Below are 21,230 nucleotides of genomic sequence, written 5' to 3' on the forward strand. Positions count from 1 at the left end.
CTAAATGTGACTCAGTAGTTCCGGCAAAACATCTAAAGCCCGCCCTTGCAGATGAACATCCACACGAGCGCTCAAGTCGGTTCGCTGCGGGTTAATTTCCACGGTAAAGCCACCCGCCTGGCGGGTACGCAGCAGTGGCTCGACGATATACGGGAAGCTCGCGCTGGTACCGATGCTGATCACCACCTCAAAACCTTTGCGCACTTCGGTATAGAGCGTGTCGATGGCCTGCTCTGGGAGCATTTCCTCGAACAGCACCACGGGCGGACGCAGCACCCCGGCGCATTGCCGGCATTTTGGTGGCAGCGGCCGTTCAAGGTGTTCCGCCAGCTCGGTATCGACAGCGCCACAGGACTGGCAATACAGCGGCGCCAGCTCGCCATGAATCTCGATCACGCGCTGCATCGGGCTACCAGCGGCGCGGTGGTAGCCGTCGATATTCTGGGTGAGCAGCCAGCACTCTGGCTTCTTGCGCTGCAGCTCGGCAATCGCGTGATGTCCCGCATTGGCCTGGGCGCCCAGGCAGGCCTTACCCAGCTCCGCCAGGTATTTCCAGCACAGCGCCGGATCACGCTGCAGCATCGAGCCCGACAACGCCGCCTCAATCGGCAAGCCTTCGGCTGTGTGACCGTTATACAGGCCGCCGAGGCCGCGATAGGTGGGCAAACCGGAATCGGCGGACAACCCGGCACCGGTAATCAGCAGGATACGCTCAGCCTGTTTGAGCTGCTGTGCGACCTGCTTGATTGCCCGCTCCATCACTAGCCCCTCAGTGGTTGACCGTATGCGCCAGCATCACTGACAGCTGGCACAGCGGCCGCCCGCTCTGCTCCTGCCATTGGTTGAACGCGGCCTGCACGGCGGCCCGCTCTTTTAGGCTGGTCGGCACCTTGTCGATAATATTCTGCGCCTTCAGCGCGGCAACCATGTCATCACTAGGGACGAAGGTGTCCTTGCCAACCATGCGCAAGAACCGCGGTGCGGACAGTCCGCCTAACTGACAGCCATGTTTGGCCAAATACTTCCACAGGCCAACGATATCGCTCACGGGCCAATCAGCAATCAACGCACCAAAACTGCCCTTCTCCTTTTGCACATCAAGGATGAACTGGGCATTGCGCGGCACACTTTTGAGCTTGCCCAGGTGACGGATGATGCGCGCATCCTGCATCAGGTTTTCCAGGCGCTCGGCGCCCATCAGCACCACTTTCTCCGGATCGAAACCGAAGAACACCTGCTCGAATGCAGGCCACTTGGCATCGACCAGGCTGTGCTTTAGGCCCGCGCGGAACACCCGCAAGCTGAGCACTGAGAGGTAGCGATCATCACTGATCGCGCGCAGCTCATCAGCTGTGCGCGGCTGCGGCAGGATCGACTCCAGCGCAGCGACCGAGCCGAAACGGTTCAGGCAGTACTCATGCAGCCATTTGTAATCACGCATCGGGCATTCCTTGAGGCGGAAAACTGCTGGATCAGAGGTTCATCACATCAAGGAAGCGCGGTGTGGCGCTGTCGTCGATCTTCAGGCTCTTGAAGTCGAACAGGTTGCGGTCAGCCAGCTGCGACGGCACCACGTTCTGCAGGGCACGGAACATGATCTCGGTGCGGCCCGGCGACTTGCGCTCCCAGTCCTGCAGCATCTCCTTGACCACCTGGCGCTGCAGGTTTTCCTGAGAACCACAGAGGTTGCACGGAATGATCGGGAATTCCTTGAGCTGGCTGTAAGCCTCGATATCCGCCTCATTGCAGTAAGCCAGCGGGCGAATCACCACGTTGCGGCCGTCGTCGGCGCGCAGCTTGGGCGGCATGGCCTTGAGCGTGCCGCCGTAGAACATATTGAGGAAGAAGGTTTCCAGGATGTCGTCGCGGTGGTGACCTAGGGCCATCTTGGTCGCGCCGATCTCATCGGCAAAGGTGTACAGCGTGCCGCGACGCAGGCGCGAGCACAGCGAGCAGGTGGTCTTGCCTTCCGGGATCTTCTCCTTGACCACCGAATAGGTGTCCTTCTCGACGATGTGATACGGCACACCGATGGACTCCAGATAGGCCGGCAACACATGCTCGGGGAAACCCGGCTGCTTCTGGTCCATATTCACCGCTACGATCTCGAACTTGATCGGCGCGACCTTCTGCAGGTGCAGCAGCACGTCGAGCATGGTGTAGCTGTCCTTGCCGCCAGACAGGCAGACCATGACCTTATCGCCGTCCTCGATCATGTTGAAGTCGGCAACGGCTTCGCCGGCCTGACGACGCAGGCGCTTTTGCAGTTTGTTCTGATTGACCGAGAGGGTGCCCATGGTGCGTTGGAGTCCGGAAGTCGTTGAAGAGGCGGCATTTTACGCAGAAAGCGTGACGTGCCCTACCCCAGAGTTGCTGAAATGCTAGGCTCGACCGATGAATGACGACTTCGACCCGGGCCTCGACTTGCCCGAACAACTGCACCAGCTGCTGCGCGCGGTCCCTGAAGGCCTCGGTGAATACCAGCTAATCCAACAATTGAAAGCCCGCCAGTGTGTGCACATCCCCAATCTGCCACTGACCGACAAGCTGGTGCTATTCCGCACCCACTTTCTGCTGTTCAACGCCCTCTACCGGCTGCGTGAACGGCTGTGGACGACGCAGAGTGGTTACCTGCAGATCAGTGCGCTGAATATCCAATTGCTGCCCTATCAACCCGGAAGCGCGGAACTGAGCGAACACGACCCGCTGCGTGACTATTACCTCGATCTCAGCCAGCTCAACGACACCGACGAGCAGGATGTAGCCAAGCTGCTATTGAGTTTCTGGACGCGCATGCAAGGCAGCGAAGAGAAACAGGCGGCGCTGGAGCTGTTCGAGCTCGAAAGCAGCGAACAGACGCTCAATATCGCCATGATTAAGCACCGCTACCGACAACTGGTGAGCCTGCATCACCCTGATCGCGGCGGCAACACGGCGCGCCTGCAGTCGATCAACAAGGCCATGGAAATCCTCGAACGCTATTACGGACGTGCTTGAGAGTCCGATTTGCTCTAACACCCAGCCTTTGCCAATTGCGACCTCTGCCTATACTGCGACATACGGTCGCATAGGTTCGGCCTTGTACCTGATGACGCTGCACACGCGAATCAGGCGCTGCGCTGGGGGGCGACCGCTATAAAAACAGGAGGTCTGGCATGATCCATCACGTTTGGGGGCTATTCACCCATCCTGACCAGGAATGGCAGGAAATCCGTGGCGAAGAAGAAACCATCAGCCACATGTATCTCACCCACGTACTGATTCTCGCGGCAATTCCCGCAGTCTCGGCCTATATCGGCACCACCCAGGTCGGCTGGGCAATCGGCGATCGAGCGCCGGTGATGCTGACCGAAGCCAGTGCGTTGCAAATGACCGTCATGACCTACCTGGCGATGCTTGCCGGGATCGCAGTGATGGGCGCGTTTATCCACTGGATGGCACGCACCTACGATGCCAGTCCGAACCTTACGCAATGCGTGGTATTTGCGGCTTATACCGCTACACCGCTGTTTATCGGTGGCTTGGCGGCGCTCTATCCACACCTTTGGCTAGCCATGGTGGTGGGCACGGCGGCCATCTGTTACACGGTTTATCTACTCTACGTCGGCATACCGACTTTCATGGGCATACCCGAGGATGAAGGCTTCATGTTCTCCAGCTCGGTGCTCGCTGTAGGTTTGGTGGTGCTGGTGGCGATGATTGCCAGTTCGGTGATTCTCTGGGGCTTTGGGGTCGGCCCGGTCTACACTAGCTAACGCCACACTTGATGACACAAGACGAAACCACCTGCGGGTGGTTTCGTCGTTTCAGAGCTGTGATCACTGCGCTGCTTGGGCATAATCGCAGCCCCGATCCTGATCACCGCACTTATGTCTGAACACCTTCTAAGCCGCGTAGAACAGTGCTACCAGCAGGCTGAAGCCTTTTTCAAACGCCCCTTTGCCCGCGCCGAGGTGAGTTTCAAGCTGCGTGGACAAAAGGCCGGTGTGGCTCACCTGACGGAAAACAAGCTGCGCTTCAACCCGCAGCTGTACCGGGAAAACCGCGAAGACTTTCTCAAACAGACCGTGCCGCATGAAGTGGCGCACCTGATCGCGCATCAGCTGTTCGGCCTGAAGATTCAGCCCCATGGAGAAGAATGGCAGTTGATCATGCGCGGCGTGTATGAGCTGCCGCCCAATCGATGCCACAGCTATGCGGTTCAGCGGCGCACGGTCAGCCGTTATATCTACCGATGCAGCTGCCCTCAGGGCGAGTTTCCGTTTTCAGCCCAGCGTCATTCCCTAGTCAGCAAAGGCCGGCGCTACTTCTGCCGGCGTTGCAAGGTGACCTTGAGCTATACAGGCGAGCAGCGCGTCGAATAAGCCGATGTTGGCATTAGAGGACGTAACGCAACACCGCGATAAAGTGCATCAGGCTGCCGCCCATAACAAACAAGTGCCAGATGCCATGCCAATGGCGGAAGCGGCTGTCATAGGCGAAGAAGATGATCCCCACGGTGTACAGCACCCCGCCACCGGCCAGCCAGATAAACCCTTCCATGCCCAGGGCAGCGATCAACGGTTTGACCGCAATCAACACAATCCAGCCCATCACGGCGTAGATCACAATCGACAACACGCGCGCCTCGGAGCGTGGCTTGATCTCCTGCAGCATGCCAATGATTGCCAGCGTCCAGACAATGCCAAACAACGTCCACCCCCAGGCACCTTCGAGGGTGATCAGGCAAAACGGCGTATAACTGCCGGCGATCAGCAGGTAGATCGACAGGTGATCAAGCTTGCGCATCAGCACTTTCGCCCGCCCCTGCACGCTGTGGTAAAGCGTGGAGATGCTGTAGAGCAGCACCAGGGTCAGGCCATAAATCGCCACACTGATGATCGTACGCAGCTCACCGTCCAGGCTCGCCAACACCAAGAGCCACACTGCACCCGCGCAGGCCAGAAGCGCCCCGACCAGATGGGTCCAGGCGTTGAAGCGTTCCCCGTGATACATGTTTTCCGTTCCCAAGCTGCCCGATGGCGAAAATGCATCAGGCTTATGCCGGAAAACTCAGCGTTTGACGAGTGTCAGTGTGCATCCCGCAAGTGACGGGATTGCGCTAACGCCTGCATCACTCGCTCAGACCACCACTTTAGCTGCCTTGAGCTGGGCGATCTGCTCGGCGCTGTAGCCCAGCTCTGTCAGTACTTCTGCGGTATGTGCACCCAGGGTTGCGCCGATATGCCGGGGCGCGGGCAAGCCACTGGAGAATTTGATCGGGCAGGCGATCTGCGCCTGTGGGGCGTTGCCTGCACGCGGAACTTCGGTGACCAGACCGCGCGCCTTGATCTGCGGATGTTCGACCGTTTCACTGAGGTTGAGCATCGGCTCGACGCAGGCATCCAGGCTGGCGAATACCTGACTCCACTCTGCAAAGTCGCGCTTCTCGAACTCGATTTCAATCTCACGTTTAAGCGCTTGCTGATCCTCCGGCTTCTGCGACAGCCCGCGCGCAGCCAGCTCAGGGCGGCCGATGGCGGCGCAGAACTGCTGCATAAACTGCGGCTCCAGGCTGCCGACCGAGAACCAGCGGCCGTCGCGGGTGCGGTAGTAGTCGTAGAAGCTGCCGCCATTCAGCGCCTGGTTTTCCATCGCCGGCTCCACGCCAGCGGCCAGATAGCCCGCGCCGGCCATGCCATGCAGGCTAAAGGCACAGTCGGTCATGCTGATATCCACCTGCTGCCCCTGCCCCGTGGCCTGACGCTGGATCACCGCCGCCAGCAGGCCGATCACCCCGTGCAGCGAGCCGCCAGCAATATCCGCCGCCTGAATACCCAGTGGCAGCGGCCCGGTTTCACGGCGCCCGGTGTAGCTGGCGATACCGGCCAGGGCCAGGTAGTTGATGTCATGACCGGCGCGGTCCTTGTACGGGCCGCTCTGGCCGTAACCGGTAATCGATACATAGATCAGCTTCGGGTTGATTGCCTTGAGCGCTTCGTAGCCCACACCGAGTTTATCCATCACCCCAGGACGAAACTGCTCCAGCACGATGTCGTACTCGGCCACCAACTGTTTGACCATTTCCACCGCTTCAGGCTTTTTCAGGTCTAGAGCGATGCAGCGCTTGTTGCGGTTGAGGTAGGCGTGACTGGCCGATACGCCGCCGTCATGCGGCGGCAGTACACGCACCAGATCCATGCGCGAAGGCGACTCGACCCGCAGCACTTCCGCGCCCATGTCGGCTAGCAGCAGCGAGGCAAACGGCCCAGGCAACAGGGTGGAGAAATCCAGCACTTTCAGTGACGACAGCGGGCCTTGCATAACAGCTCCTCAGGGATCTCAATCCCGTAGCCCGGATGCAATCCGGGGAATATCAACAGACTCCCGGATTGCATCCGGGCTACTAAGCGCTCACTGCCAATGCAGCGGCTGCTTGGCATCCAGCTCACTGAGCTGATCGGCAAAGCGAGCTTCCAGTACGTTGCGGCGAATCTTCATGGTCGGGGTCATGCAGCCGTTGTCCACGGTCCAGGCCTCACGCACCAGCACAAAGTGACTCACCCGCTCATGCGCTTGAAGCTGCGCATTGATCTGTTGCAAGGTCTGCTGCAAGTCCGCGGTGACTTGCTCACGCGATTGCTCGCGGGCCGCCGGCGACAGCTCGATCAGCGCCAGCGGCTGATCAAGATTGCTGCCCATCAGGCACACCTGCTCGACCCAAAGGTTCTTGGCAATCTCACCCTCAATCGGCGCCGGGGCGATGTACTTGCCCTTGCTGGTCTTGAAGATGTCTTTCACACGCCCGGTGATTTTCAGGTAACCGGCCGCGTCGACCTCGCCCTTGTCACCGGTGTGCAGCCAGCCATCGGTGATGGTTTCGGCGGTTTTCTCCGGGTCCTGGTAATAGCCCAGCATCAGACTGGGGCAACGCAGGAGAATTTCGCCATTCTCGGCGATGCGCAATTCATTACCTGGCATCGGCCGGCCCACGGTGCCAAAACGCACCTGCCCCGGCCGGTTGAAACAGCCATAGGCCAGGTGCTCGGTCATGCCGTAGCCCTCGCAGATGGTGATGCCGATGCTCTGATACCAGTCGAGCAAGGCACGTGGAATCGCCGCCGCGCCGCTGACCAGAATGCGTGCACGATCCAAGCCTAGGCCTTTGCGAATCTTGCGCGCCACCAGGCCACCAATCAGCGGAATACCTAGCAGCCGTGCCAGCTTGGGCTGCGGCAGTTTTTCCAGCACGCCCTGCTGAAAGCGCGTCCACAGGCGCGGCACGGAGAAGAACACAGTCGGCCGTACATGGCGCAGGTCACAGGCAAAAGTCTCCAGCGACTCGACAAAGGCCACCCGTCCACCGCTGTACAGCGCATTCATCTCTACCAGAAAACGCTCGGCGGCATGCGACAGCGGCAGGTAGGAGAAATACTGATCCTGCTCGGTAATCTGCAGTTCCTTCACCGAGCGCCCGCCGGCAATGGCAAACGCCTTGGCCGAGAGCATCACGCCCTTGGGCTGGCCGGTGGTGCCGGAGGTATAGAGAATGCTCAGCAACTCATCCGGTAACTGCGTATGACCATCGCGTAACGGCTGGTGCGCTGCCAGCAAGGCATGCCAGCCGTGATTGGCCTCGATGGTCGGGTACGGCATGGCGATACGCATGACCTCGGCCGGAATACCCGGCGCGAGCTTGGCCGGCTCATCCAGTTTGCCGAGGAAGATCGCCTTGCACTGCGAATGGCGCAGCACATAGTCGATGCTTTCCGCCGACTGCAACGGATACAACGGCACGCTGATAAGCCCGGCGAGCATGATCGCCAGGTCGGCAATGATCCACTCGGCGCAGTTCTTCGCCAGCAACGCCACCCGATCCCCTGGCATGCAGCCCAGCGCGTGCAAAGCCGTGGCCATTCGCCGCGCCTGGTCGTCCACCTGAGCCCAGGTGAAGTCATGCCACTGGCCGTTTACCGGCTGGCTGAGCCAGACCGCATCCGGGCGTTTTTCAACCCAGAGCGCCAGGCGCTCCAGAGGCAGTTGATCGGTCATCGCAATCCCTCGTTCTTATTGTTGTACCGACATGAACGTTAGCGTTTGAACAGCTTCCCTCGGTAAAAAATATCCTACGGCCTAAAGGCGGCGACCCCGATAAACCGCCGGGATCGCCAGGTGGCGGCGCGTGCTCTACAACTTCATGCCGCGGCTGATGATCTCTTTCATGATCTCCGAGGTGCCAGCGAAGATGCGCTGGATGCGCGCATTCGCGTACATCTTGCAGATCGGGTATTCCCACATATAACCCCAGCCGCCGTGCAGTTGCACGCCTTCGTCGACCACCTTGCACAGCAACTCGGTGGTAAACAGCTTGGCCTCGGCAGCTACTTCCGGTGTGAGTTTCTTCTCGTTGTGGTCGGCTACGCAGCGATCTACAAACACCTGCGCCACATCGATCTGCGTGCGCATTTCGGCCAGCTTGAAACGGGTGTTCTGGAAGTGCGAAATCGGCCGATCGAAGGCCTTGCGTTCCTTCACGTAATCGATGGTGGTCTGCAACGCCGCCTCGGCCGCCGCCACTGCGCCGCAGGCGTTGGTTAGGCGCTCCTGGGCGAGCATGTTCATCAGGTAGAAGAAGCCACCCTTGGCGTCGCCCAGCAGGTTGGCCTTGGGCACCTTGACGTTATTGAAGAACAGCTCAGCGGTGTCCTGACTCTTCATGCCGAGTTTTTCCAGGTTCTTGCCGCGCTCGAAACCTTCCATACCGCGCTCAACCAGGAACAGGCCCATGGCGTGTTTGTTATTTGGGTCGGTCTTGGCAGCCACGATTACCACATCGGCCAGCAGGCCGTTGGAGATAAACACCTTGGAACCGTTGAGTACGTAATGGTCGCCCTGATCCACCGCGCTAGTGCGCATACCGGCCAGGTCGGAACCAGCACTCGGCTCAGTCATCGCCACCGCGAGGATCAACTCACCACTGATGATGCCCGGCATGAAACGCGCCTTCTGCTCGGCATTGCCGTACTCGGCGATATAGGGGCCGCACAGTGCGGAATGCAGCGGCAACATAAAGCCCGGCTCGTTAATCTTCGCCAGTTCTTCGCACATGATCTGCTCATAGCGGAAGTCCTTGAGCCCAGCGCCGCCGTACTCCTCATCGGCCCAGGGCAGCAGAAAGCCCATGTCGCCGGCCTTCTTCCATACCTCGCGGCTGACCACGCCGGCGGCTTCCCACTCATCCTGATGCGGGACCACTTCCTTTTTCAGAAAGGCGGCAAAAGCGTCGCGGAACATGTTGTGTTCGGTGTCGAAAATAAGGCGCTGCATGCGGGTGTGCTCCCTGAGCTGAAGTCGTGCAGCAGGTTAGGCTCCACGCCCCTGCCGCCTCAATGACCCATGCGCTCAGCCTGGATTGACTCATTCGGTCATCTCACGCGCGGCTTGCCGGCGTTTGCCAGGTATAAAAAAGCCCGCCATTAGGCGGGCTGAATGACAGCGTATTTCCCTCAGCTCAGTTCGGCCTTGGCCGCTACTGGAGCAGGCTGCTCCTTACCGCCGCTGCTCAACTCGCGCTGCAGGGTGTCTTCATCCAGTTCCTTGCACCACTTGGCCACCACCAGGGTTGCCACACCATTACCAATCAGGTTGGTCAACGCGCGGGCTTCGGACATAAAGCGGTCGATGCCGAGGATCAGCGCCAAGCCGGCAACCGGCAAATGGCCTACCGCCGACAGCGTGGCCGCCAGCACGATAAAACCACTACCGGTGACCCCTGCCGCGCCCTTGGACGCCACTAGCAACACCAGCAACAGGGTGATCTGATGAGTCAGGTCCATCGGTGTATCCGTGGCCTGGGCGATAAACACCGCCGCCATGGTCAGGTAGATCGATGTACCGTCGAGGTTGAACGAGTAACCGGTGGGGATTACCAGGCCGACCACGGACTTCTTCGCCCCCAGTTTCTCCATCTTGGTCAGCATGCGCGGCAGCACTGATTCAGACGATGAGGTGCCGAGCACAATCATCAACTCCTCACGGATGTACTTGATGAACTTGAGGATGCTGAAGCCATGGCCACGCGCTATACCGCCCAGCACCACCAGGATGAAGAACAGGCAGGTGATGTAGAAACAAATCATCAGCTGGCCCAGCTGGACCAGCGAACCGACACCGTACTGGCCGATGGTGAACGCCATGGCACCGAACGCGCCGATAGGTGCAAGCTTCATGATCATGTTGATGATGCCGAACATCACCTGGGCGATGCGCTCAATGAACTCCAGCACCGGGCGGCCATAGTCGCCCATGCGCTGCAGGGCGAACGCAAAGATCACCGAGAAGAACAGCACCTGCAGGATGTCGCCATTGGCGAACGCCCCCACCACGGTGGACGGTATTACATTGAGTAGAAAGCCGATGGTGCTCTGCTGCGCGCCGGCGGAGGCATAAGCGGCGATGCTGCTGGCATCCAGGGTATTCGGGTCAATGTGCATACCCACACCCGGCTGCGCCAGGTTGACCACAATCAGACCAATCACCAGGGCGATGGTGGAGACGATCTCGAAATACAACAGCGCATACCCGCCGGTCTTGCCAACGGCCTTCATGTCTTGCATGCCGGCAATGCCACTGACCACAGTGCAGAAAATAATTGGCGCAATCACCATCTTGATCAGTTTGACGAAGCCATCACCCAGCGGTTTGAGCGCCACACCGGTTTCCGGGTAAAAGTGGCCGAGCAGAATGCCGATGGTGATGGCAGCCAGCACCTGGACATAAAGCATTCGGTAGAAGGGTTGACGGGGTGCTTCGAGCGTCGTGGCGGTCATGGCAGGGTCCTCCATGGTGTTGCGGCGCATCATCCATCGACGCTCGCAACACCCTAAATAAGCGCTAACCCCTTAACAGAGGGGACTTGTTATCGGCGCGTTCAGCGCAGCCTTAAAGTCCCTATCGCAAGCCCCGTGCCACTCCATGAAAAATAATTAAATCTTTAAATATCAATACTTTATGAAAATAACCGGACTACCAAAGAGCCAGCCTGGCGGATTCCCGCACGATCATCTGCTCCGGTTTGGCGGATATCCCACGCCCTGCCCACCGCGTAACCTGACTTAAGCGACAGCGGCCCCAGCAAAGGGTTTGCTTGTTGCGCAGGCCAGCGTCTGGCTACCATCGGCATACTTTCAAGGAGCCCCCATGCGCGAACGCACCATCGCCAGCCACTTTGTCCGTGCCGCCTTACGCGGCGCCGAACGCCAGGGCCATGACTGCACGCCACTGCTGCGCCAATTGGGTATCCAACCGGCGCTGCTCGACGAACCCCGTGCGCGGGTCGCACCTGAACAGTTCGCCCACTTGGTGCAGCTGCTGTGGGAAAACCTTGATGACGAATACCTCGGTTTTGGCCGCCTGCGCAGCAAACGCGGCACCTTCGCCATGATGTGTTACGCCATCATCCACTGCCATTCACTGGAAAAAGCCCTGGGTCGTGGCGCGCTGTTCTACAGCCTGTTCCCGGAAGCGCCGGCTATCAGCATTCAGCGCGAAGGCGACTGGGCACGCCTCAGCGTGGACGACTCCACCCTGTGGGATCCCGACCACTTTCTGGTGGAAAGCCTGCTGGTGATCTGGCATCGCCTCGGCAGTTGGCTGATCGGCCAACGCATCCGCCTAGAAGAAGCCACCTTCACCTACAGCCAACCCACCCACGCAGGCGAATATGAACTGCTATTCCCCTGCACACGGCGCTTCACGGCCGGGCGCACCAGCCTGCTGTTCCATGCACGCTATCTGGCCATGCCGCTGCTGCAGGACGAACGCACCCTCAAACAGTTCCTCCAACACTCTCCCGCCGACCTGCTGGCCCGCCCGGATGGCGGCGACAGCCTGATCAGCCAGATCCGCCGCCTACTCGGCCGCGACTGCAGCAACTGGCCGGACCTGGATGCCGTTGCCCAGCAATTGCACATGAGCCCGCAAACGCTGCGCCGGCACTTGCGCGAGGAAGGGTCGAGTTTTCAAGAGTTGAAGGATCATCTGCGTAGGGACCTGGCGATTTATCACCTGGGCCGTGATGAGTTGGCGATTCAGGATATTGCCGAACAGCTGGGGTTTTCCGAACCATCGGCGTTTCATCGGGCGTTTAAGAAATGGACGGGGCTGACGCCAGGGGCTTATCGGGCGCAGGAAGGGTGAACCTTCAAATCACCTGAAAGTGCTGTGCCCATTAATTAAACCGCAGAAAACATAGCGCGACGCTATCTAGAGGTGGAGTGGTCTCAATGTTTAAGGGTTAATGCCAAACCCCAAAAGCGACCTTTCACAGCATCAACGCCCGCAAATCCTCTTCATTTACTGCCAATGCTTAGCGATGCATAACCTCTGCAGTCGAATGGCGGGCAGCGCATTCACCGTCTAGTCAATTTCCACACGATTGCGGCCACTAGCCTTGGCTCGATACAGCGCCAGATCCGCGCGCTGGTACAGACTGGCGGTCGTGTCGCTGGCATTGCTGAAGCTCGCACCCAGGCTGGCGGTCATGACCTGGGCGGGGTTTTTAAGGTGCTCAATCGCAAGTTCGTCGCTGATCTTTCGGCGGATGCTTTCGCAGGTACTGGCCAAGTAGGCGCTATCCGGGTTGCGCAACACCATGGCGAACTCCTCACCACCCAGACGCGCGGCAAAGTCGAGATCGCGACGCGGATGGCTGGCCAGCACGCCAGCAATGCGCTGCAAGGCAAGGTCTCCGGCCGGATGGCCATAGCAATCGTTGTAAGCCTTGAAGTGGTCGAGATCGAGCATGATCAGCGCGATACGCGTTTGCTCACGCAGGGCTTCCTGCAATGCACGCTGCAACAACAGATCAAAACTGCGGCGGTTGTAAAGTTGGGTCAGGCCATCGGTATCGGCCATGGTTCGCAGGTCGCGTTTGGTTAGAAACAGCACGCGCATTGAGTGCTCCTGGCAGTAACCAGCCGTTGCGGCGGCAATGGTCGCTAGCGTCAGGTAGGCCAGGGACGTCAGGTATTGGATAGGCGATTCGCCTGAGGTGGTCAGCTGTAATGCCAGGCCGGTACATAAAAGCGTGGCGATGCCCAAATAGAGGCTGTTGCGGTAGCTATAACCGATGGGCACGAAGATCACTATCTGGATCAGCATCATGCCCTCCAGGCCATAGGGCAGTTGCATCTGCTCCAGGCCCTGGTGATATATCAGCGTCACCAGCAGCATGCCCAGGCTAAGGCAGCCAAGGCCGATAGGTATCCAGCGATAGCCAGTGGCAACATCCGGAGACTTCAATACCCGGTAGGCAGCAAACACAATAATCAGCAACGCACACAGACGCACCAGCATAACCGGCAGGGTTATCGGGTTGGCGCCAACGCTGTAGAGCAACAGTAGATCAAAGGCGAAGAAGGCCAAAAAGCTGGCTAGCAGTAGGCATATAGCCACGCGCCGGGTTTGCCGGTAGCTGCGATAAGAGAAATCACGGTATTCGGCCTCAAGCTCAGGCTCGAAGAGGCGTAAGGCAAAACCTGTTGCTAACCGATCTACAGCGGCGACGTGGTGATTGGCAACGGCTGATTCAGCTTGAGACGGCATGGCTGACCTCGCAGCGAGCCTTATCGGCTGGCCTATGGCGAAGGTTTAAGGAAATTTCACTAACGCTGACAATAGCCGACCAGTGCGATTATTAGAGCCATTCATCTCTGCGCTTCTGCCTCTGCGCATCCACACGGGCTTGTTTCAGTCGCTGAACCGTACACGAAAACTCGCGCCGCCCAACGCCGAATCCTCCAGCAGCAACTCCCCATCGTAGCTTTCGATAATGTCTTTAACTACTGCGGTGCCGATGCCCTGCCCCGGATGCTGAGCATCCAACCGCTCGCCACGGCGCAGGATGCGCTCGCGCTGATCAGCCGGTACACCGGGCCCGTCGTCTTCGACGCAGAGTTCAAGCACACTGCCCTGCTGACGCACGCTCACGCGCACCTGGCCGAGACACAGGCGGTAAGCGTTTTCCAGCAGGTTGCCGAGCAACTCCAGTAACGCGCCGCGTTCCATAGGCAGGTGCTGCTCGCTGGAAAAATCGCGCAGCATCTGGACCTGCTTGTCGCGGTAGACCTTATCCAGCGCACCGCAGAGCGTATCGAGTAAAGGCGCCAAATGTGTGCTGTGGCGGATCAAGCCGCTTTTGCGCAGGCTGGCGCGCTGCAGTTGATAGCCTATCTGCTGGCTCATGCGTTCGATCTGCTGTTGCAGCACCTGCGACTGATCGCGGTTCTGCAGCTGCTTGTCGATCACTTCAGCCACGCTTTGCAGCACGGCCAAGGGGGTTTTCAAGCTGTGGGCCAGGTCATCCAGCGAATGCCGGTAACGTTCGCGTTGCTGGCGTTCACTTTCCAACAGGCGGTTGAGCGAGCCGGTCAGGCGCAGCAGCTCGCGCGGGTGCTCTTCACTCAGGCTGGCACGGGTGCCCGCCTCCACTTGATCCAATTCGGCGCTAAGCCCGCGCAGGCTACGAAAGCCCCAGGTCAGGCCAAACCACAGCAACCCCAGCAACACCAACAGCGCGCCACCGAGCCAGAGGTAGAGCTGGCCCATAAAGCCGTCGTACATGGCCTGGTAATCGCTGGCCGGCTGCATGGTCACCACGCTGAAGGCCGCGCTCTGACCGCGCAGCAGGTCGATTTCTACGTCGTAGACAAAGAACTCACGGCCTTGAGCATCAGTGATGCGCACAAACTCGTGACCACGGCCGTCGTAGCGTGGGCGATAGTCGACGCTTTCATCCAGGGAAGAACGGGACTGCCAGACCAGCGTGCCCTGACGGTCGTAGATAAAGCCCAGCAGCTTGGCTTCCAGGCTGTCGAATTCTTCAGCCGGTAGTTTCTCCGGCATGCTCAATCGGCCCTGCTCGTTGCGTGCAGCAGAAACCAATCCAGCCGCATCCGAGGCCAGGCGTTTTTCGATGGACTGTTCAAGGGCGATCACAAACGCGCCGCGCAAGGCCGGCAGCAGCGCCAGCATAAACAGTACCGCCAGCACGGCCGTGCCGAGCATCAGGCGTAGGCGTAGAGACTCACCGCGACGGCCGGCGACCGGTTTGCTCAACTCGGCCTCGCTCATCGGCAGCGCTCGGTAAACAGGTAGCCTTGGCCGCGCACAGTTTCGATGGGTTTGAAATCCAGCTGACCTTCAAGTTTGCGACGCAGGCGGCCGACCAATACTTCGATCACGTTGGGGTCGCGCTCTTCATCATCCGGGTAGAGCTGCTCGATCAATCGCTCCTTGGCCACCACCTGCTGCTGGTGGCGCATCAGGTATTCGAGAATACGGTACTCAAAGGCGGTCAGTTGCAGGGCTTCGCCATCGAGCAGCGCCTGTTTGCGGTTGAGGTCGAGCAGCAGCGGCCCGGCGGCAATACTCGCCTGGGTAAAGCCCGAGGCGCGGCGCAGCAAGGCGTTCAGGCGCGCCTCCAACTCTTCGAACTGAAAGGGTTTGACCACGTAATCATCGGCACCGGCGGCCAGGCCTTCGACCTTGTCCTGCCAGTTGCCACGGGCGGTGAGAATCAAAATAGGGAAGCTCTTGTCCTGACTGCGCAACTGACGAATCAGGTCCAGCCCGCTCATGCCGGGCAGGCCGAGATCGATCACCGCCAGGTCATGGTTGTATTCCGCAGCGCGGTACAGGGCTTCTTCGGCATTGGCCACGGCATCGACCACATGGCCCTGCTCGCCCAGCCGGCTATAGAGGTGGTGACGCAGCAGCGCTTCATCTTCCACGACCAACAGTTTCATCCTGCACATTCCTCCCATAAAGCGGCCGGGCATGCTGCCCGGCCCTTTTGGCCTACCTGCTGCTTAGAACTTGTAGTTGGCACCCAGGTACAGCTGGCCGCTGCTGTGCAGGTCCAGCGAGCCAGCCTTGCCTGCGCCGTGTTGCGCCATTTCGGTGCTGGCATTGGTGCGCAGGTAGCGGTAGCCGGCTTCAATCGAGGCATTCTGGTTGATGTCCTGAAGAATGCCAGCCTGCAGGCCGAGGGCAAAGCCGATATCGCTGTCACGCTTGAAGCCTTTGCTCTCCTGCTCCAGCTTGACCAGGCCAGCGGTGGCACCGCCGAACAACTTGGTGTTGTAGTCGCCAACCGGCAGGAACACATCGTAGCTACCCAGCAGGTTCTGCTGACGCAGCTTGTTGCCGCGATCAGTATCCGAGACATTCTCGTAGGTCATGTAGTAACGGTTTGCATCGCTGACCTGACCGGCGCGTAAGCCCCAGGTGCCAGTGTCGTTGATTACTTTGTCGAGCTTGGGGCTGTTCAGGTTGCTGTTGAGCGCGCTGGATTTCTGGATGTTGTTGTCGGTCTGACCCCAGGTCAGGCCAACAAAGTTGTCGCCGGCATTGGCCGCAGCCGCAGCGAAGGTCAGGGAAGTTGCCAGGGCCAGTTTGCTAAGAGTGCGGTTCATGGTGTGTCCTCAGTGGTTAGTCGGTGTTGCTTAACTCGAGGTTCATGTTGCCTACCCCAAGCTGAACGCCCACTGAACCCTTGCTGAACAAACGCTGAACGCCCTCTTACAACTTGCGCGCGTTAACACCGGCTGCGACAAATAACACGGCCAATATCGCCAGCATTGGCAGCCAGCCGGCGTGCTCCCAGATATACCCAGCGGCGTAGCCAATCACGCTGGAGCCCAGGTAGTAGGCGCACAGGTACAACGCCGATGCCTGCGCCTTGGCGCCGTGCGCACGCTGCCCCACCTGGCCGCTGGCCACCGCATGGGCGGCAAAGAAGCCCAGGGTGAACAAGGCCAGCCCCGCCACCGCAGCGCTTAACCAGGGCGTGGCACACAGCGCCACACCCAGCAGAATGATGACGATACCGCCCTGCATCACCTGGCGTGCGCCCAAGCGTGGCACCAGTCGCCCCGCCCAACCGGCGCTGACGATTCCCAGCAGATACACCGTAAACAGCAGACCGATCAGGCTGGAAGACAGGTTGAACGGCGCCGCTGCCAGACGAAAACCGACGTAGTTGAACAGCGCGACAAAGCCGCCCATCAACAGAAACGCCAGGAGAAACAGACGGCGCAACTCACCATTACCCAGGTGCGTAGCAAAGTTGCGCAACAGGCCGCGCAGTGACAGCGACTGCGCGGTGAAATGCCGCGACGGCGGCAGCAGCCAGACAAACAGCACCAACGCCAACAAGCCCATGCCGGCAATCCCGGCCAAGGCCAGCGGCCAACCGCCTAGATCACTGAGCAAACCAGCAAGCAGGCGCCCGAGCAAACCACCTAACGCGGTGCCACCGATATACAGGCCCATCGCCGCCGGCAATGCCTCGGGATCGAACTCCTCGCCGACATAGGCCATGGCCAGCGCTGGCAATCCACTCAGGGCCAGGCCAAGCAAGGCGCGCAGCCAGAGCAGGTGATCCCAGCTGTCGACCAGCGCACAGGCAATCCCCAGCAGCGACGCCAGGCCCAGGGCCGCCACCATAACCGGCTTGCGGCCCCAGCTCTCGGCCAGCGCGCCAGACACCAGCAGGCAGATGGCCAGGCTCAGGGTGGTCAGCGATAACGCCAGGCTGCTGCCCGCCGCCGATACGGAAAAATGCGCGGCCAGCAGTGGCAGCAGCGGCTGCACGCAGTAGAGCAAGGCAAAGGTGGCAAACCCGGCACAGAACAGCGCCAGGGTCGCGCGCCGGTAAGCGGAAGTGCCACGCATCAGGTGCGCAGAGGAATTGGCAGCAGGCATCGGCAGGCTCACAGAAAGGCTCTAAATCAGCCGTCCTGGCAGATTAGCACGCAGCCAGCCGGGCTGGTTTTGCGCACGGTGCATAGCCATTGTGCTTAAGGCGATGAGTACAAAGCCTGCCCAGTGACAAACGCAGCGCAAAAAAAACGGGAGCCCAAACGGGCTCCCGTACTCATTCTCAGAGAAATGCCGGAACAAGCCTCACGCCTGCGCCAGCTACAACCTCACCTGCGTCCCCGAAGAAACGCATGCCGCAGTGTGGCGAAAAAGCCTCGGCAACTCCGTTTAGCTTTGTTGCCGCTTTGCAAAGAAATGTAAACGCCCGCGCCGGCTGGCCGTAAAAACCGCCGCGCGGCAGAATAGGCCGATGAATACAGCCTACTTGCCATCCTGCTGCAGCCCGCTGAATGACCACTGGCCACTGCCGCATACGCTGCCGGCGGTGCAGCTGATCAGCACACGCTTTAGCCCCGAGCTGCTGGATGCAGAGGATTTCAGCCGCTGCGCCATCGAGCCGGTGCGCGGCGTGGCCAAACGCCAAGCCGAATATCTGGCCGGTCGGCTATGTGCGCGTGAGGCCTTGATGCGTTTGACGGGCATCGCCGCCACGCCGGCCTGCGGTGAAGACCGTGCGCCGCAGTGGCCACTAGGCATGGTCGGTTCGATCACCCACGGCAGCGGCTGGGCCGGCGCCGTGGTGGGTAACAGCACGGATTGGCGCGGCCTGGGCCTGGACATCGAGCAGATCATGCCAGCCAGCCGCGCCGAACGCTTGGCAGCGGAAATCCTGACGCCCTCCGAGCTGTTCCGTCTGGAAACCTTACCGAGCGAACAACGCGCCCAACGCATCAGCCTGACTTTTTCGCTCAAGGAAAGCCTGTTCAAGGCGCTCTACCCGCAAGTGCTGCAGCACTTCTACTTTCAGGATGCCGAGCTACTCAGCATCGACACCGACAATAACGTGCGTATGCGTCTGCTGATTGACCTGCATGCGGACTGGCCCGCTGGCAGTGAGCTGGCAGGCCAATTCGCCGAGTTCGACGGTTATCTGCTGAGCCTGGTCAGCATCCCGCGCTGATCTGTCGAGCGCGGCAGCCCAAAGCGCTAGGCAAATCCGCTAAACTCGGCCGATTGCCGTCTGGAGTGCCCTATGCGCGAAGATTTGAATCAAGGCCTGATTGAGTTCCTCAAGGCCTCGCCAACCCCTTTTCATGCCACCGCCAGCCTGGCTCAACGCCTTGAAGCGGCCGGTTTTCAGCACCTGGACGAGCGCGCCAGCTGGCACACCGAGGCCGGCGGCCGCTACTACGTGACGCGCAACGACTCCTCGATCATCGCCTTCAAGCTAGGCAAGCGCGCGCCACTGGAAGGCGGTATCCGCCTGGTCGGCGCACACACTGACAGCCCGTGCCTGCGGGTCAAGCCACAACCAGAACTGCAGAAGCAGGGTTTTTTCCAGCTCGGCGTTGAGGTGTATGGCGGTGCCTTGCTGGCGCCCTGGTTCGACCGCGACCTGTCGTTGGCCGGTCGTGTCACGTACCGCCGCGATGGCAAGGTGGAAAGCCAGCTGATCGACTTCCAATGCCCGATTGCCGTGATTCCCAACCTGGCCATTCACCTCAACCGTGAAGCTAATCAGGGCTGGGCAATCAACCCGCAGAACGAGCTGCCGCCAATCCTCGCGCAGCTATCCGGCGATGAACCGGCCGATTTCCGCGCGCTGATCACCGATCAACTGGCCCGCGAACACGACTTCAGCGCCGATGCGGTGCTCGATTACGAACTGAGCTTCTACGACACCCAGAGCGCGGCAGTGATTGGTCTGAATGGCGACTTTATTGCCGGTGCGCGCCTGGACAACCTACTGTCTTGCTACGCCGGGCTGCAGGCGCTGCTGGCAGCGCCGGATGAAGAAAGTTGCGTGCTGGTGTGTACCGACCACGAGGAAGTCGGTTCCTGCTCGGCCTGCGGCGCCGATGGCCCGATGCTCGAACAGGTGCTGCGCCGCGTGCTGCCGGACGGTGATGCCTTTGTGCGCACCATCCAGCGCTCGCTGCTGGTCTCGGCCGATAACGCCCACGGCGTACACCCCAACTATGCCGACAAGCATGACCAGAACCACGGCCCCAAACTCAACGCTGGCCCGGTGATCAAGATCAACAGCAACCAGCGCTACGCCACCAACAGCGAAACCGCCGGGTTTTTCCGTCACCTGTGCCTGGAAAATGAAGTGCCGGTGCAGAGTTTCGTCACCCGCAGTGACATGGGTTGCGGCTCGACCATCGGCCCGATCACCGCCAGCCAGCTGGGCGTGCGCACCGTGGATATCGGCCTGCCGACCTTCGCCATGCACTCGATCCGCGAACTGGCCGGCAGCCATGACCTGGCGCATCTGGTGAAAGTGCTGACGGCGTTTTACGCCAGCGCTGAGCTGCCATGACGCTCATTATCTAAAAGCTCACGACATTGTAGGGTGGATGAAAAAGCGCCATCCGCCCTACGCTGTTACCGTCATTCCGGGACCTCGACGCTCACATGCAGAGCGTCGTGGCGCCAGAACTCCAGATCGCAATCAATCAGTCGGCCATGCTGGTCGCGGTTGATCCGCACAATGCGCAGCGCGGGGCTGCCCACCGCTACTTTCAATGCAGATGCGGCTTCGCTGTGCAACGCCGTGGGCACCATATCAAAACGCACCCGGCCGTAATGAATGCCGTATTCGCTGGCATACAGCTCGGTCAGCGAACGGGTCAGGTCGAAATCCAGGATGCCGGCGAAGTAATTCGGATTGAGGTAGTGCTCGACATAGAGCACAAGGCGACCGTCAATCCGTCGTGCGCGGCGGATCTGGTAGACGCTGGACAACGCCGGCAAAGCCAGTAGCTGGCAGATCTCGGCGCTGGCCGGAATCAGCTTGGCGCTAAGCACTTCGGTGGCCGGCACCCGACCCTGCTCGCCGACCATGGCGTGAAAGTGGCTGCGCACCAGCGGGTTATAGGCCACGCGCGGCGGCGAAACAAACCAGCCGCGACGCTCCTCGCGATAAATCAGCCCCTGAGCCTCCAGCTGGCCCAGCGCCTCGCGCAGAGTAATGCGCGTGGTATCGAATACCTCGCTGAGCTTACGCTCGGCCGGCAACTGACTTCCCGACGGCAACAGACCGTGTTCGATCTGCTCTTCCAATGCCCGGCATATAGCTGTGACTGCCCGCGGCGCTTCATCGCGCATCAAGACCTCCAAAATTGGACTAGTCCAGCCCCATTTCGGGGCATCAACATGTGAATGCAGCAGTAAAAACCATGTTTCAAGTTTAAGCAGTCTTGATGACCACGCCATGACAACTTTCTTTCAGCGCCAGTAAAAGCTGATAAAACTTGGGCTGCAGGCCATACATGACTGAATTTATTCATGGTCTACGCTAGTGGTGCGCCAGTTTGTGCAACCCGGCTCGAGCCGGTAAATGACCAACGTACATAAAACTGTCA

At 59.9% G+C, this 21,230-nt stretch carries 20 protein-coding genes; 6 read left to right on the forward strand and 14 right to left on the reverse strand.

Going from position 1 to position 21,230, the window contains the following annotated elements; genetic code table 11:
- Genes HCI85_RS11565 through ttcA form a run of 3 tightly spaced genes read right to left on the reverse strand, consistent with a single transcriptional unit; the run spans position 1 to position 2,297 of the window.
- On the reverse strand, positions 1-759 hold the full coding sequence (locus HCI85_RS11565; protein WP_167144817.1) for an NAD-dependent deacylase: 759 nt from the start codon (positions 757-759) through the stop codon (positions 1-3).
- 10 nt (positions 760-769) lie between these two features.
- Entirely contained in the window at positions 770-1,441 is a 672-nt protein-coding gene (locus HCI85_RS11570) for a DNA-3-methyladenine glycosylase I (RefSeq protein WP_167144818.1), read from the reverse strand.
- Between the two features lie 31 nt (positions 1,442-1,472).
- Positions 1,473-2,297: a tRNA 2-thiocytidine(32) synthetase TtcA gene (gene ttcA, locus HCI85_RS11575; protein WP_090253070.1), complete on the reverse strand. Its 825-nt coding sequence runs from the start codon at positions 2,295-2,297 to the stop codon at positions 1,473-1,475.
- A gap of 97 nt (positions 2,298-2,394) precedes the next feature.
- Here ttcA and HCI85_RS11580 point away from each other — a divergent pair, with 97 nt between their 5' ends.
- The 3 genes from HCI85_RS11580 to HCI85_RS11590 all read left to right on the forward strand — a co-directional run bounded on the left by HCI85_RS11580 (position 2,395) and on the right by HCI85_RS11590 (position 4,364).
- Positions 2,395-2,997, forward strand: coding sequence for a DNA-J related domain-containing protein (locus tag HCI85_RS11580; RefSeq protein WP_167144819.1), 603 nt, complete (start codon positions 2,395-2,397; stop codon positions 2,995-2,997).
- Between the two features lie 158 nt (positions 2,998-3,155).
- Complete coding sequence (locus tag HCI85_RS11585; RefSeq protein WP_090253063.1) at positions 3,156-3,755, forward strand: Yip1 family protein; 600 nt, start codon at positions 3,156-3,158, stop codon at positions 3,753-3,755.
- A gap of 114 nt (positions 3,756-3,869) precedes the next feature.
- Positions 3,870-4,364: a SprT family zinc-dependent metalloprotease gene (locus HCI85_RS11590; protein ID WP_160087406.1), complete on the forward strand. Its 495-nt coding sequence runs from the start codon at positions 3,870-3,872 to the stop codon at positions 4,362-4,364.
- Positions 4,365-4,377: 13 nt separating this feature from the next.
- Here the strand turns inward: HCI85_RS11590 and trhA are convergent, their stop codons facing one another.
- The 5 genes from trhA to HCI85_RS11615 form a co-directional block, all read right to left on the reverse strand.
- Positions 4,378-4,995: a PAQR family membrane homeostasis protein TrhA gene (trhA, locus tag HCI85_RS11595; protein ID WP_167144820.1), complete on the reverse strand. Its 618-nt coding sequence runs from the start codon at positions 4,993-4,995 to the stop codon at positions 4,378-4,380.
- Between the two features lie 126 nt (positions 4,996-5,121).
- Positions 5,122-6,303, reverse strand: a complete 1,182-nt coding sequence (locus tag HCI85_RS11600; RefSeq protein ID WP_167144821.1) for a CaiB/BaiF CoA transferase family protein — start codon at positions 6,301-6,303, stop codon at positions 5,122-5,124.
- Positions 6,304-6,393: 90 nt separating this feature from the next.
- On the reverse strand, positions 6,394-8,031 hold the full coding sequence (locus HCI85_RS11605) for an AMP-binding protein (RefSeq protein ID WP_167144822.1): 1,638 nt from the start codon (positions 8,029-8,031) through the stop codon (positions 6,394-6,396).
- A gap of 135 nt (positions 8,032-8,166) precedes the next feature.
- Positions 8,167-9,306: an acyl-CoA dehydrogenase family protein gene (locus HCI85_RS11610; RefSeq protein ID WP_167144823.1), complete on the reverse strand. Its 1,140-nt coding sequence runs from the start codon at positions 9,304-9,306 to the stop codon at positions 8,167-8,169.
- A 179-nt stretch (positions 9,307-9,485) separates the two neighbouring features.
- The gene (locus HCI85_RS11615; protein WP_167144824.1) at positions 9,486-10,808 is read right to left on the reverse strand and encodes a dicarboxylate/amino acid:cation symporter; all 1,323 of its coding nucleotides are present in this window, start codon (positions 10,806-10,808) and stop codon (positions 9,486-9,488) included.
- A 370-nt stretch (positions 10,809-11,178) separates the two neighbouring features.
- Here HCI85_RS11615 and HCI85_RS11620 point away from each other — a divergent pair, with 370 nt between their 5' ends.
- Complete coding sequence (locus HCI85_RS11620; protein WP_160087412.1) at positions 11,179-12,177, forward strand: AraC family transcriptional regulator; 999 nt, start codon at positions 11,179-11,181, stop codon at positions 12,175-12,177.
- A gap of 219 nt (positions 12,178-12,396) precedes the next feature.
- Here HCI85_RS11620 and HCI85_RS11625 read toward each other — a convergent pair whose 3' ends face one another.
- From HCI85_RS11625 to HCI85_RS11645, 5 genes are all read right to left on the reverse strand, one after another.
- On the reverse strand, positions 12,397-13,584 hold the full coding sequence (locus HCI85_RS11625; protein WP_167144825.1) for a GGDEF domain-containing protein: 1,188 nt from the start codon (positions 13,582-13,584) through the stop codon (positions 12,397-12,399).
- 144 nt (positions 13,585-13,728) lie between these two features.
- Complete coding sequence (locus tag HCI85_RS11630; RefSeq protein ID WP_167144826.1) at positions 13,729-15,111, reverse strand: ATP-binding protein; 1,383 nt, start codon at positions 15,109-15,111, stop codon at positions 13,729-13,731.
- Positions 15,108-15,785 carry a response regulator gene (locus HCI85_RS11635; protein WP_167144827.1) on the reverse strand — a complete coding sequence of 226 codons (678 nt, stop codon included), beginning with the start codon at positions 15,783-15,785 and terminating at the stop codon, positions 15,108-15,110. The genes HCI85_RS11630 and HCI85_RS11635 overlap by 4 nt, the downstream gene beginning before the upstream one ends.
- Positions 15,786-15,848: 63 nt before the next feature.
- The gene (locus HCI85_RS11640) at positions 15,849-16,454 is read right to left on the reverse strand and encodes an outer membrane beta-barrel protein (protein ID WP_167144828.1); all 606 of its coding nucleotides are present in this window, start codon (positions 16,452-16,454) and stop codon (positions 15,849-15,851) included.
- Between the two features lie 106 nt (positions 16,455-16,560).
- Positions 16,561-17,745 (reverse strand): MFS transporter, encoded by a 1,185-nt coding sequence (locus HCI85_RS11645; protein ID WP_167144829.1) that lies wholly within the window; start codon positions 17,743-17,745, stop codon positions 16,561-16,563.
- A 367-nt stretch (positions 17,746-18,112) separates the two neighbouring features.
- Between HCI85_RS11645 and HCI85_RS11650 the strand changes: the two genes are divergently transcribed.
- Both HCI85_RS11650 and HCI85_RS11655 read left to right on the forward strand, forming a co-directional pair.
- Complete coding sequence (locus HCI85_RS11650) at positions 18,113-18,823, forward strand: 4'-phosphopantetheinyl transferase family protein (RefSeq protein ID WP_167144830.1); 711 nt, start codon at positions 18,113-18,115, stop codon at positions 18,821-18,823.
- Positions 18,824-18,895: 72 nt separating this feature from the next.
- On the forward strand, positions 18,896-20,185 hold the full coding sequence (locus tag HCI85_RS11655) for a M18 family aminopeptidase (protein ID WP_160087424.1): 1,290 nt from the start codon (positions 18,896-18,898) through the stop codon (positions 20,183-20,185).
- 71 nt (positions 20,186-20,256) lie between these two features.
- Here HCI85_RS11655 and HCI85_RS11660 read toward each other — a convergent pair whose 3' ends face one another.
- Positions 20,257-20,973 carry a UTRA domain-containing protein gene (locus HCI85_RS11660; protein ID WP_160087426.1) on the reverse strand — a complete coding sequence of 239 codons (717 nt, stop codon included), beginning with the start codon at positions 20,971-20,973 and terminating at the stop codon, positions 20,257-20,259.
- Between the last annotated feature and the right edge of the window lie 257 nt (positions 20,974-21,230).

The sequence above is a fragment of the Pseudomonas sp. OTU750018 genome (genome assembly GCF_011636575.1).
GTDB lineage: Bacteria > Pseudomonadota > Gammaproteobacteria > Pseudomonadales > Pseudomonadaceae > Aquipseudomonas > Aquipseudomonas peli.